Source organism: Rhizobium sp. K33 (assembly GCF_056501445.1).
The window spans coordinates 261,812-275,118 of the sequence record NZ_CP096478.1; the positions used below are offsets into that span (position 1 = coordinate 261,812).

11 protein-coding genes are annotated in these 13,307 nt (G+C 59.8%); 5 read left to right on the top strand and 6 right to left on the bottom strand.

The features are described 5' to 3' along the window. Nucleotides 1–69: 69 nt before the first annotated feature. The 4 genes from M1E12_RS01200 to M1E12_RS01215 form a co-directional block, all read right to left on the bottom strand. Nucleotides 70–858, bottom strand: a complete 789-nt coding sequence (locus M1E12_RS01200) for an SDR family oxidoreductase (RefSeq protein WP_479563445.1) — start codon at nucleotides 856–858, stop codon at nucleotides 70–72. Nucleotides 859–875: 17 nt separating this feature from the next. Then, nucleotides 876–2,369: a sugar ABC transporter ATP-binding protein gene (locus tag M1E12_RS01205; RefSeq protein ID WP_479563446.1), complete on the bottom strand. Its 1,494-nt coding sequence runs from the start codon at nucleotides 2,367–2,369 to the stop codon at nucleotides 876–878. A gap of 21 nt (nucleotides 2,370–2,390) precedes the next feature. Beyond that, a complete protein-coding gene (locus tag M1E12_RS01210) occupies nucleotides 2,391–3,326 on the bottom strand; it encodes a substrate-binding domain-containing protein (RefSeq protein ID WP_310240540.1) in 936 nt (311 codons plus the stop codon). Between the two features lie 118 nt (nucleotides 3,327–3,444). Further along, nucleotides 3,445–4,419 (bottom strand): ABC transporter permease, encoded by a 975-nt coding sequence (locus tag M1E12_RS01215; protein WP_310240542.1) that lies wholly within the window; start codon nucleotides 4,417–4,419, stop codon nucleotides 3,445–3,447. A 203-nt stretch (nucleotides 4,420–4,622) separates the two neighbouring features. Between M1E12_RS01215 and M1E12_RS01220 the strand changes: the two genes are divergently transcribed. The 5 genes from M1E12_RS01220 (at nucleotide 4,623) to M1E12_RS01240 (ending at nucleotide 9,746) form a co-directional block, all read left to right on the top strand. Then, the gene (locus M1E12_RS01220; RefSeq protein WP_310241077.1) at nucleotides 4,623–5,432 is read left to right on the top strand and encodes a transketolase; all 810 of its coding nucleotides are present in this window, start codon (nucleotides 4,623–4,625) and stop codon (nucleotides 5,430–5,432) included. Next, on the top strand, nucleotides 5,432–6,400 hold the full coding sequence (locus M1E12_RS01225) for a transketolase family protein (protein ID WP_479564792.1): 969 nt from the start codon (nucleotides 5,432–5,434) through the stop codon (nucleotides 6,398–6,400). Before M1E12_RS01220 ends, M1E12_RS01225 begins: the two co-directional genes overlap by 1 nt. Nucleotides 6,401–6,469: 69 nt before the next feature. Next, nucleotides 6,470–7,936, top strand: coding sequence for an FGGY family carbohydrate kinase (locus M1E12_RS01230; protein ID WP_479564793.1), 1,467 nt, complete (start codon nucleotides 6,470–6,472; stop codon nucleotides 7,934–7,936). 23 nt (nucleotides 7,937–7,959) lie between these two features. Then, nucleotides 7,960–8,910 (top strand): sugar-binding transcriptional regulator, encoded by a 951-nt coding sequence (locus M1E12_RS01235; RefSeq protein WP_479563447.1) that lies wholly within the window; start codon nucleotides 7,960–7,962, stop codon nucleotides 8,908–8,910. A gap of 50 nt (nucleotides 8,911–8,960) precedes the next feature. After that, nucleotides 8,961–9,746: an SDR family NAD(P)-dependent oxidoreductase gene (locus tag M1E12_RS01240; protein ID WP_479563448.1), complete on the top strand. Its 786-nt coding sequence runs from the start codon at nucleotides 8,961–8,963 to the stop codon at nucleotides 9,744–9,746. 509 nt (nucleotides 9,747–10,255) lie between these two features. Here M1E12_RS01240 and M1E12_RS01245 read toward each other — a convergent pair. Next, nucleotides 10,256–12,406: a sensor histidine kinase gene (locus M1E12_RS01245; RefSeq protein WP_479563449.1), complete on the bottom strand. Its 2,151-nt coding sequence runs from the start codon at nucleotides 12,404–12,406 to the stop codon at nucleotides 10,256–10,258. Next, nucleotides 12,403–13,143 carry a response regulator transcription factor gene (locus tag M1E12_RS01250; protein ID WP_479563450.1) on the bottom strand — a complete coding sequence of 247 codons (741 nt, stop codon included), beginning with the start codon at nucleotides 13,141–13,143 and terminating at the stop codon, nucleotides 12,403–12,405. Before M1E12_RS01250 ends, M1E12_RS01245 begins: the two co-directional genes overlap by 4 nt. Nucleotides 13,144–13,307 lie beyond the last annotated feature (164 nt).

Below are 13,307 nucleotides of genomic sequence, written 5' to 3' on the forward strand. Positions count from 1 at the left end.
CGCGAAACAGAAAAAGCACGGTGCGCAGGGCACCGTGCAGGCTTGGGAGGCCTTTGTATGAGGTGATGATTACCAGCAGCAGAATCCGCCATCGACCAGAACATCGACGCCGGTGACGAAGCTCGAAGCACTCGAAAGCAGGAAAACAGCGGGCCCAACCATCTCGTCAACGCTGGCCATCCGCTGCATCGGCGTCTGTTCTTCGAAGAGTTTCGTCTGGTGCACCATCTCGGGGCGGGTGTTCATCGGTGTTGCCGTGTAGCCGGGGCTGATCGTGTTGACCCGGATACCGCGCCCCACCCATTCCATCGCCATTGACTTGGACATGTGGATGACGCCGGCCTTGGAAGCATTGTAGTGGCACTGGTTGAGCCCGCGATTGACGATGACGCCCGACATGGACGCGATGTTGACGATCGATCCGCGTCCGTTCTTCAGCATGGCACGGGCTTCCGCCTGGCAGGACAGGAAGACGCCCTTCAGGTTGATATCCATCATGGTCTGAAACTGCGATTCTTCCATCTCTTCGGCCGGATTGGCATTGGCGATGCCTGCTGCATTGACGGCAAGCGTCAGCGGGCCGAGTTCGGCCTCCGTCCGGGAGACGGCCTCGTTCAAGGAGGCGGATTGTGTCACGTCCGCCGCGATTTCGATGCTACGCCGGCCTGCGGCTTTGACATGGCGCGCCGTCGTCGCCAGCCCGTCATCGGTGCGGCGATCGAGAAGCGCAACATCTGCGCCGCATTGAGCGAGGCCGATCGCAATTCGCTGGCCGATGCCGCTGCCGGCCCCCGTCACAAATGCGACATTGCCCAAGAGATCGAAGAGTTTCGGGGCGTTCAAAGTCATGTCCGACATGGTATTTCTCCTGCAGTTCAGATCGTGGCCAGTTCCATCACCGACACGTCATTGGCTTCCGCGCGGTCGAGAATGCCCGCTTGTTTTCCCTGAGCCATTACCATGATCCGATTAGAGACTCCGAGAACCTCTTCCAGATCCGAGCTGACCACGATGACGGCGATGCCCTGGCGAGCGAGTTCCATGATGGTGTCGTAGATCGATGAGCGGGCGCCGACGTCAATGCCTCGCGTCGGCTCATCAAGGACAACAACCCTAGGATTTCTAGCCAGCCACTTGGCAAGAACCACCTTCTGCTGGTTGCCGCCCGAAAGCTCGCCTGCATTCTGCTCGCCGCGACCCTTAACGCCGAACTTCTTGATGTAGCCGTTGGCGAATTGACTCAGCCGCTTTGAGGTTATCCAGCCGGACTTAGAGACCGCGTCGAAATTGGCGTAGCCGATGTTTTCGGTAATGGAGTGTTCGAGAACGAGACCCTGGAGCTTCCGGTCTTCTGGAACGAGGACGACACCATTGCGGATCGCGTCGCTGGGGGATCGCGGAGTGATCACCGCGCCGTCGAGCACCACGTCCCCGGTCGCGATCGGGTCCGCCCCCGTGATCGCGCGAACGAGTTCGGTCCGGCCCGCACCCACCAGACCTGCAATCCCAAAGACTTCGCCGCGCTTCACCGTAAAGTTTATGTTGCCGAACGTGCCCGATGGAGAGGACAGGCCGCGCACTTCGAGCATGACGTCGTCGGACGGAACAGGCACCGGGGGGAACATGCGATCCAGCGAGCGGCCAACCATGGCCTCTACAATGGTGCGTACTGGGACGTCACCTCTGCCAAATTCCTCCACCTTTGCTCCGTCACGCATGACCACGATGCGGTCAGCAATCTGACGAATTTCTTCAAGTCTGTGGGAGATATAGATGATGCCAACGCCGTCAGCCTTCAGGCGCTCGATCTGGCGGAACAGGAGTTGTGTTTCCTCGCCTCCGAGTGCTGCTGTGGGTTCGTCGAGAATGAGCAGGCGAGCGTTCAGCGTCAGCGCCTTGGCGATTTCGATCAACTGCTGCTTGGCGGTGGACAGGCCCTCCACAAGGCGCCGGGGCGATACGTCGAGACCCAGCCTCTGAAGGCCCGCATGGGCACGCTCTTCCATAGCCTGACGGTCGATGCGCCCGCCCTTGGTCAGGTAGCTGCCAACGAAGACATTTTCGGCGATCGATAGTTGCGGCAGGAGTTTCAGCTCCTGATGGATCATGCCGACACCCGCATCCATGGCAGCGCGAGGCGTGGCTGGCGCATAAGGCGCGCCAAACCACGACATGGAGCCGGTTGTAGGCTGAACGGCGCCGGAAATGATCTTAGAGAGGGTCGATTTCCCAGCGCCGTTTTCACCGAGCAGCGCCACGACTTCACCCGCTCTCACATCAAGATCGATGCCGTGCAGGACCTCAAGTGATCCGTAGACCTTGCGGATCTGCCGGAGCGAGAGGATGGGAGGGAGGTCATTGGCAGTCATGGCGCTGTCTTCCGGTCGTGATTAGGGGTGCTCGGCGACGAACTTCGCGGCATTCTCCGGAGTTGTCAGGAAGCCCGGAAGGAGTTGTTCCGCCGGCAGAGTTTCGCCTGCAGCAAGCTTGATGGCGCTGTCGACCGCGAGGCGGCCGATGCCGCGAACCTGCTGTGTTGCGGTGGCATCGAAGCCGCCTTCAGCAAGGATCGGCAGGGCCGTAGTGTCACCGTCGAAGCCACCCACGTAAACGCGCTGCGACACGCCAGAGACCTTGACTGCTTGTGCGGCACCGAGAGCCAGACCGTCAGCCTGTGCGAAGATCAGCGAGACGTCCGGATGGGCCTGCAGCAGGTTCTGGCCAATGTTGAGACCTTCGGCCTGTGACCACTGCTCGCTCCACTGCTGAGCCACCAGCTCGACACCCGAATTCTCCTCGATCGCCTTCATGCAGCCCTTTGTGCGCTCGACTTCAGGGGTGGTGCCCTTCTGGCCGTGAATCATGATCATCTTGCCCTGGCCGCCAGCGAGACCAATGATGTGCTTGCAGACTTCATAAGCCGAAGTCGCGTTGTCGGTGGCGATGAAGGTGTCGCCGGGGGCGCCGTCAGCATTGCGGTCGACATTCACGACAGGGATGCCGGCTTCCTTGGCAAGACGGGTCGGGACCGCTGCAGCGGCTGCACCCGCGGGAATGTAGATGAAGGCGTCGATATCCTGTGTCAGCAGGTCCTGTACCTGGCTGACCTGCGTCGCGCTGTCATTCTTGGCATCGACGGTGATAACCTCGATGCCCTTCTCCTTGGCATAGGCTTCGACGCCAATCTTGATCTGGTTGAAGTAGTCGGCCTGCAGGTTGGACACGGCGAGCCCGATCTTCTTGACCTCTTCGGCGGAAGCGCCGAGCGGGTTGAGAGCCGTTGTCGCCAGTGCTGCGGCAGCGAAAAGCATGGTCTTGAGTTTCATGGTAGATCTCCTCCGTTGTTTCGGCACCCCGCTACCATCGCAGGACCGAAGGTTTGCCCGGCTTTCGCCTGGCGGTGAACTGGCGGGCTATCCGCCAAACTGATGTCTGTCCGAAGCGTCACTTCCTCTTGATGGCTTCGGCTGCGACAGCAAGTGCGATGACAACGCCGATAACGACGGCCTGCGTGAAGGGCGAGACACCGAGAAGGTTCAAGCCATTGCGCAGCACGCCGATGATCAAGACGCCGATGATTGTTCCAAGAATGCCGCCCTTGCCGCCGCTGAGGCTCGTTCCGCCGATAACGACGGCCGCGATTGTGTCCAGCTCATAGGAAACGCCGGCAGTCGGTTGGACCGAGTCCAGGCGCATGGCCAGAACCACGCCCGCCAGACCAGCAAGCAGGCCGGACACGACATAGACGCCGATCGTGTAGAGGTTGACATTGATGCCGGCGAGGCGGGCGACTTCCTGGTTGCCACCGATCGCGTAGAGTGAACGTCCGCCGGACGTGTAGCGCAGATAGAGCCAGCCGAGCACGAAGACGACCAGCATGACCGCAACAGTTAAAGTCAGGAATCCGCCGTACCGCGTGTAGGCGAGCAAGCTGAACCAAGAGGGAAAGCCGACGATCTGCTGACCGTCAGTGATCATGTTGGCCAATCCGCGTGCCACCGACATCATCGCCAGCGTGGCGATGAAGGCGGGCACCCCGAGCGCAGTGATCAAGATGCCAGAGACCGCTCCTGTGGCGGCGGCGACGCCAAGGGCAAGAAGGATGCCGACAGGCAGGGGAAGCCCAACCTGGTTGGCTAGGTAACCCATAACCATCATCGTCAGTGCGAGTACCGACCCAACGGCCAGATCGATGCCGCCGATCAGGATGACCATCGTCATGCCGACCGCCATGATGCCGAGCACCGTCACCTGATCGAGGATGTTCAGCAGGTTGCGTGCCGACATGAATTTGTCGGTGGCAAACGAAAGGAAGATGCAAAGCAGGATCAAACCGACCAATGGGCCGGTCGTACCCCTCAGTGCCGCCATGGCACTCGCTCCAGCGCCGCGCTCTTGGTCTGTCGCTGATATCGACATCCATGCCTCCCGTTCTGCTCCAGCAACTTCATGCCGGTATAATTATTCATTGCTGTGTGTAAATTCGTAGCGTAGGCCTTTGGCTGCTGTCAACTGCTCCAATGACTCAGTTGAGCAAATTTAATTTCCCTGATCCCGCTTGACAGAAAACCATCTGGTGCAATTATATGAGCAACAGTATATTTATTCACAACGAGGTTTCCATGCAGCCGAATGATCTTGACCGCATCGCAAGGCAGATCCGCCTTCGCGATCTCCAGGCGGTCTACGAAGCGGGCGCTGGCCATATCGGTGGCGAGATGTCGGCAATCGACATCCTTACGGCGCTGTATTTTCAGGTCCTTAGGGTCTGGCCGGATCAGCCAAGGCATCCTGAGCGCGATCGTTTCGTGCTGTCCAAGGGGCATGTCGCGCTGGCATTTTACGTGACGCTTGCGAAGCGTGGCTTCTTCCCCGAGGAGGAGATTTCAACATTCCTCAAGCCACATTCGCGTCTCAATGGGCATCCCAATTGCAACAAGGTGCCTGGCGTTGAAACCAATACCGGACCCCTTGGCCATGGCCTGCCGGTCGCAGTGGGTATGGCGAAGGCAGCCAAGTTGACCGGCGCTGCTTATCGCACCTACGTCCTGACTGGTGACGGCGAGATGCAGGAAGGCTCTAACTGGGAAGCCATTTCCTCGGCCGCCCAGTTCGGTCTCGACAACTTGACCCTGATCATCGACCACAACCGTTTTCAGCAGGGTGCGGCCTTGAGCGACACCAATAACATGGCGCCCTTTGGCTCCAAGCTTCAGGCTTTCGGCTGGGATGTTACGGAGATCAACGGCAACGCCATGTCAGAAATCGTGCCGGCGCTGCAGCACCGCTCTGATCGTCCACACTGCATTGTCGCTCACACGAATAAGGGCCACGGCATTTCCTTCATGCAGGACCGCGTTGATTGGCACCACAAGGTGCCGAACGCCGAACAATACAAAATCGCTCTCGCCGAGCTCTCGGAGGTGCTATGATGAACGCCGTGACCATGACCGAAAAACTGCATGACTGCCGCGATGCCTTCGTCTCAGTGCTTGAGCGTCTTGGTGCTGAGAACTCTAAGGTCGTTGCTGTCTGTAATGATTCCGTTGGCTCCTCCAAGCTCGGTGGCTTCAAGTCGAAATGGCCCGAACGGCTGGTGAATGTCGGCATTGCCGAGCAGAATATGGTCGGCGTCGGTGCTGGCCTCGCCAATGGCGGCCTGTTGCCCTTTGTCTGTGGAGCCTCCTGCTTCTTGACTGGGCGCTCGCTAGAGCAGGTTAAAGCCGACATTGCCTACTCGAATGCCAATGTGAAGCTCGTCGGTATTTCCTCGGGCATGGCCTATGGCGAACTTGGGCCGACGCACCACTCCATCGAGGATTTTGCCTGGATGCGGGTGCTGCCGAACTTGCCAGTCATCGCACCCTGCGACTCGATCGAGACGGCGGCAGCGGTCGAGTGGGCGGCGCGCTATGAAGGCCCGGTATTCCTGCGTCTGTCGCGCGTCGGCGTGCCGGATCTCCTTCCACAGGGCCATGTCTTCGAGCCTGGCAAGGCCAATCTCCTGCGCGACGGTGACGCCGTCACATTGATTGCCAACGGCACCTTGACCCATCGTGCCATGAAGGCAGCCACGATTCTCGCTTCCCGCGGCATCGAGGCACGCGTGCTCAACATGGCGACCGTTCGCCCGATCGATGTGGACAGCATTGTTTCGGCGGCTCGCGAAACCGGCGCCATTCTGACGGCCGAAGAACATTCGGTCTACGGTGGCCTTGGATCCGCGATTGCGGAAGTCGTTGTTGCTGAAGCTCCGGTGCCGATGAAGATCCTGGGGGTCCCTGGTATTTTTGCGCCGACGGGATCGGCGGAGTTCCTGCTCGATGAATTCGGCATGGCGCCTGAGGCCATGGCGAATGCTGCCGAAGAGCTGCTGGCGCGCAAGCGCAACCGCAGCTAACGGCTATTCTCCCGAGGATGTCGCCGCATGATGCACGGCGGCATCTGACCGCATCCGGAGCTCGACATGATCACCGCCATTCTCGCTATCGACCAAGGGACCACCAACTCCAAGGCCGTACTCGTCTCGAGCGATGGCGTCATCTTGGCGCGCGGGTCCTCGCCGGTCGGCATTTCGCATCCGCAGCCCGGCTGGGTGGAGCAGGACGCCAACCGTGTGTGGACTTCGGTGCTGGAAGCGATTGCGGTCTGCCTCATCGATGCGCCTCCGGTGTCCATCGCCGGGATTGCCATCTCCAACCAGCGCGAGTCCGTGACCATCTGGGACGGTGAGACCGGTGAACCGCTCGGGCCGGTCGTTAGCTGGCAGTGCCGCCGCAGTGCACCGGTCTGTGCCGAGCTCAACGCCGCCGGTCATTCCGCCCGGGTCGAGTCACTTACCGGTCTGCCCATCGATCCGATGTTTCCCGGACCAAAGATGAAATGGCTCCTTGATCGCGCACCTGAAGGCAGGAAGCTCTGCCTCGGCACGATCGACTCCTGGCTTATCCACCGCTTCACTGGCGGAAAAGTGCATGCCTGTGACGCCTCCAACGCCGCGCGCAGCCAGCTTCTTGACCTGAAGGAAATGGACTGGAGCGATGAGCTTTGCACCCTGTTCGGCGTGCCCAAAGCCTATCTGCCGCAAGTTCGCGATAGCGCCTCGCACTTCGGCGAGACCCTTGGCGTCTCGGGTCTGCCGAATGGCATTCCGGTGGCGGCCGCTATTGGTGACAGCCATGCCGCCCTCTTCGGACATGGAGCCTTCGAACCTGGTGACGGAAAGGTCACTTTCGGCACTGGCTCCTCGATCATGACGACCTTGCCGCATTTCATCGCGCCGCAGAACGGCATCACCACGACCATTGCCTGGTCACTCGGCGGAACGCCCACCTATGCCTTCGAGGGCAATATTCTGGTTTCGGCCGCCTCGCTACCGTGGATGGTGGAAATCCTCGGTCTCCCCGATGTCCAGGCGCTGGTCGATCTTGCGAAAACCGCTGAGCCGGAGGGACCGGGCTTCGTGCCGGCCTTTGTTGGTCTCGGCGCGCCCCATTGGCAAGCCGATGCACGTGCCTTGTTTTCCGGGATCACGTTCAACACGACCCGTGCGCAGATGGCGCGTGCCGTCACCGACTCCATCAGTTTTCAGGTCCACGACGTCTTCAAGGCTATGGTGGCGCAGTCTCCGGCACCGCTGGGCCGGCTGTTCGTGGATGGTGGGCCCAGCAAAAATACCTTCCTGATGCAATGCGTGGCCGATACGCTTGTCCATCCGGTCATCCAATGCGATGCCGCTGAAGCCTCCGCGCTTGGTGCCGCCTATCTTGCCGGCCTGAGCCTGGGTCTTTGGGACAATCTCGAGGCAATCAAGGCCTTGCCGCGCAAGACAATGACACTCGACGCAAGAAATAGCGACTTCAGCAGGCGCCTGCTGGTCTGGGAAGATGCAATCTTCCGCTCGACCGTTACACCGACTTCATCTATGGGTGAATAAAAATTCACCCATCGGAGGGGTTCATGGGACGTCTCAACGAGCTTCGACTTATTGCCCGAGTCGCACAGATGTATCACGCCGAAGGCAAGCGGCAGGCCGAGATTGCCGAGATCATGCATATGTCTCAGGCGACCGTTTCCCGCATGTTGAAGCGCGCGGAGATGGAAGGGATCGTCAGAACGACGATCATTCCCCCGCCCGGGACCTTTGCCGAGCTGGAAATGGCGCTGCGTGATCGTTACGGCCTGACAGAAGCGATCGTCATCGACTGCTCGGAAGACCGTGATGGTGCGATTATGGCCCGCATAGGCGAGGCGGCTGCGCACTTCGTCGAAGTGACCCTGCAGCAGGATGAAATCATTGGCGTGTCCAGTTGGAGCCAGACCATACTTCGCATGGTTGACAACATTCATCCGCTGAAGACGGGGCGCGCGAAATACATCGTTCAGATCTTGGGCGGCATGGGCGAGGCCTCGGTTCAGACGCATGCCACCCAGCTTACTGCAAGGCTTGCAAAGCTCACCGGCGGTGAGCCGCGCCTGCTGCTTGTCCAGGGCATCACCTCGTCCCGGGAGGCAAAGCTGGTGATGCTGGCTGACCCGGTCGTGCGTGGCACGATGGACCTGTTCGGCCGTCTGACGCTCGCCATCATCGGTATCGGCGCCGTCGAGCCGTCCGAGCTGCTGGCCCGCTCCGGCAACGTCTTCTCCCGCCAGGAGATGGCGATGCTGCACGACGCGGGAGCGGTCGGTGAAATCTCGTTCCGCTTTTACGACCGAGACGGCAAGCCGGTCGAGACCCCGCTCAACGAGCGGGTCATAGGCATTTCGCTTGAGGACCTGCGTAAGGCCGACAGAGTGATGGCGCTTGCCGGGGGAGAATCGAAGACTGAGGCAATCGCTGGTGCCCTTAGGATGGGCATCATCGACGTCCTCGTTACGGACAAATTCACAGCGGCCCGTTTGACGGCCTGACCCGTTTCTGGCGGATTGTCGGATCGGCTGCATCAAGGAGGAGTAGGACTATGCAGCGTTTTTCCGGCCAAACCGTCTTCGTGACCGGTGGCAACAAGGGTATTGGGCTCGGTATTGCTCGCCGCTTTGCCGAAGAAGGCGCAAAGATCGCCATTGCAGCGATCGAGCCTGAAACGGTTGACGCCGCCCGACGGCTTGCCGAAGAGACCGGCGCCGGAACACTCGGCCTGCAACTCGACGTCACCGACGCCTACGCCGTGCGCGCGGCCTATGCCGAAGTGGAAGGGCGCCTCGGACCTATGAGCATCTCGGTCCAGAATGCCGGTGTAATCACTATCGCCAAGGTCGAGGATCTGAGCGAGCGCGAGTGGGACCTTAATCTCGACGTCAACACCAAGGGCGTTTTCCTCTGTTGCCAGGAGGCGGTGGCCCGCTTCCGCGCCAGTGGCACGAAAGGACGCTTGATCAACACGGCATCCGGTCAGGCACGTCAGGGCTTCATCTACACCCCCCACTATGCCGCCTCGAAGTTCGGCGTGGTCGGTCTGACCCAGAGCCTTGCTAAGGAACTGGCCAGAGAAGGCATCACTGTGAATGCCATTTGTCCTGGCATTATCCACACCGAGATGTGGGATTATAATGATCGGGTCTGGGGCAAGATGCTGGGCGACTACGGCCCCGGCGAACTGATGGCTGAATGGGTCGAAGGCATCCCGATGGGCCGCGCTGGAACACCCGCCGAAGTCGGCGCGCTCGTGGCGTTTCTTGCATCGTCCGATGCAGCATACATCACGGGACAGACAATCAACGTGGACGGCGGGTTGATTATGTCGTGAACTAGAAATGCGGCTGCGGGAAAGTGACGTACGAGCATGTTCAGTGGAGTTGAGGTAGAGGAATTGCTGAAGCAATGAAAGGATGCGATGTGTCTTTGATAAGCCACACTGAGGCGGTGCTCTACGAACGAGTTCATTACATCTTCTGGTCCCCAGCCAACTTTAGGAGGCCTGCTTGAAGCACGACGGATGGCCAGAAGAACAGCAGCCGGAATTGCTTAAGCTGTTGAGAAGGCGTCGCTTTTTTCTGTAAGAAACAGCCGCCGAATTTACGCGGAAAACCGGCCTAAAATGGCCCGCCTGGAGAACCTGGATTCTCACATGATTTCAAAGGCTTAACAAAACAGCCTTTGATTTCCTTTTGTTTTTCTGTCGCGAGCGACCGTGGATGTCATCTTTGTGCCCTGGCTTTGGGCCGACGTCAACGTGGCGGGAGAGCGGCAATTATTTCCGCCATTGGTTATCTAGGTTTCGCTGATGCTCGGCTGAAGGGGCAGGGCTATAGGCCTTCATTGGGTAGATCGGACCCGCTCGTGTTCAGCCCGCCACGGCGTTGCATTCGGCCTCGATGGAAGGAAACAAAGCTCCACGCGTGTGCCTTCCCCTAAGCGAGAGGTGATTCTGATTTCGCCCCCAGACTGGCGGACGAACCCATAGACCATCGCGAGCCCGAGGCCCGAGCCTCCGGTTTTCGAGCGTGTTGTAAAGTAGGGTTCCATCGCCTGATCGAGGACTTCAGGTGACATGCCCACACCCTGATCGATCACCGCAAGGGTCACCGTGTCTGCCTCCCCCCGCGCCTCCACGCGCACCACTCCGCCGTCCGGCATGGCCGCAGATGCGTTGAGGCAGAGGTTGAGTATCGATTGCTCCAGCAGCGCAGGATCAAGGCTGACGGTTGGCAGATTGGCTGCGAGCTCCAGCTCCAGACGATTGCGGGCGCCAATCGCCATTTCGAGAACATCAGCCATCCCTTGAAGGATCGTGGCGATGTCTATCGAGGCGGGACGTATCTGCTGCTGGCTACCGACGGATAACATGCTGGAGGCGAGTGCGCGCCCTCGTTCAGCGGCCTTTCGTATGCGCCCGAGGTGGCGCTTCTGCCGTTCGGTGAAGCCAGGTTCGCGCTCCAGCAGGCCAAGACTACCGGTAATGATGCCGATCATATTGCCGACCTCGTGGCTCACCTGGTGCGTCATACGCATTACCACATCAAGGCGCTGAGCGCGGGCGGCTTCCATCTCCTGGCGATCCATGGCGGTCACGTCACGGGCGAGGAGGACCACGCCGCCGTCCGGTTGCCTTGATGCAGAGATCTCCACCACCTGGTCGTCGAGAAATCGGTGCCGAAGTACCTGACGCTCAACAAGCGAGCCACGCTCGTTTTCGGCCGGCATGAGCAGGGGATCAATCTCCGGGACCGTTCCAACGAACCGGCGCAGCGACATTTTTCGCGACGATCCCGTTTGTCGCATCAGTTCGATGATGCGACGGTTCATGGTGATCGGTCGGCCTGTCGGATCGAAGAGGGCAATGCCTTCGTTCATCGTCCTGAAGGTCGATCGGATCGTACGCGCGGCCGCTTCCGCTGTGCGTCTGAGGCGCGACACGCGGTCGACGCTCTCCTTGAAGGCGCGGAAGGCGTCGAGCAACCGGATCAGTTCCGTTTCAGTCCCTGCATAAACGGGTGGCCCCACATTTTCCTCTCCGCGCGCCAGCGCATTCATGCCGCGCGATAGGTCACCGATCCCGTGAGAAACGCGCATGACCGAGCGGATGGACAGAATGGCCAGGATGACGACAGCAAAGGATGCAAGCACGATCATGACGAGCAACTGGCGCAACGCGCTCGAGGTGGCTTCGAGGTTCTGGTTAAGCGCACTGGCAACGAGTGCGCTCTGGGTTTCGGTTGCATGCGAGAGGTCACGCGAGACGATGTGCAGGCGTGAGACGGACGCGCGGATGGTGAACATCTCAAGCAGGTAAAGCGTCTGTGCCTCGAAGATTCGTCGATATGGTTCGAGCTGTTCGGGGGAGATGCGCAGGTTGGGAGCAGGCACCAACATCCGGGCGGTCGTTTCGGCAACGAAGCGCCGTTGGAGTTCGCCGAGCTGAAAGAGGCTGTCCGATGTTGATGCGGATTGTGCAATACCGTTCAGACGCTGCCGAAGATCCTGATCCTGGATTGTGCGGGCAGTAGCTATTTCCCCAAGCGCCACGGCTGCTTCGGCCTTCTGCTCCTGGGCGGCATCTGCATTGGCTGCGAGGGCCAGCGTCTGCGCTTCGATATCTTCAAGGAGTTCGATGATCCGGCGCGCACCAGCGCCTTGCCCAGGCGCACTTGGCTGATCCGGTGCGATTGTGTCCAGCAGTGTCTCTACCTGCGCGACCACCGCACGGCTTTCGCTCGAAACACGATAGGGCGAGGTGGCATTCATCAGGAATGGTGCGCTCGAAACAAGGTCGGAAACTTGCCTCGAAACCAGTGATGCCTTGGCAAGGCTCGAGAAGGCCTGCACGCTGTAGGCCGACATTTCGCTGCGCGCCCTCTGCAGGCCATAGATGGCGACGGTCGACAGCAGGAGAACCGAGACGCAAATGAAGGCAATTGCAAAGGGCAGTCTAAAAGCGATGGAGGAGAGGAAGGCGCGGTTGATCAAGGCAGGGATCCAGCGTCGTCAGTGTGCAAGACATACCCCCTGCCGCGCCGCGTCTGGATATGGCATGGGAGGTCCGGGTTCCGCTCGATCTTGCGCCTGAGACGCAGCACCAGAACATCGACGTTGCGATCAACGAAACGATCGGAGTCGGCACCCATTCGGTCGAGAATCTGGGCGCGGCTCACGGGCGTGTTCGGTGTCTCGGCGAGGATCTCCAGCAAAGCGAACTCTGCTGCCGTCAGCGTTCTGGTTGGATCGGCGAGGCAGACTGCTCTGCGTTGCCCGAGATCAAAGGCCCATTCACCAAGCCTGAGGGCGGCTGGCGGTTGATCGCGATCACTTTCCCTGTCCTGGCGTAGTTGAGGATGGGTGCGCCGGAGAACCGCCTTGATCCGTGCGGTCAGTTCGTTCGGTTCGAACGGCTTCACGACATAGTCGTCCGCTGCGGTCTCCAGTCCCAGAACCCGATCGGTCGCACTGCCCGCTGCAGTCACCATGACTATGCCGACATCGGTTTGAGCCCTCAAGCGCTGCGCAAAGGCCCGGCCGGAGAGCCCAGGCAGATTGTGGTCCACCAGGACAAGCTGAACCGTCTCGTGTTGCAATCGCTCTTGTGCGGCTTCGGCGGATGGTGCCGTTATCGGTATCCAACCCTCTGCCTCCACCAGATCACAAATAAGCTCCGCCATATCCGGATCGTCCTCAACGATCAGAATTTTCACCTTCTGGTTCAACACGTTGCAGTCCTCCCATCTGCATCATAACCGTCACATAGGAAAACGCCAAAGACTTGCTGGTTATCGGCAGACGACACAATTGTAACATTTGAAATCTCTGCAATGCGTGACGATGCCGTCCTGAAAGAACGGTAACCATTCTCCGGGTTGCCAGCCCGGAGTGA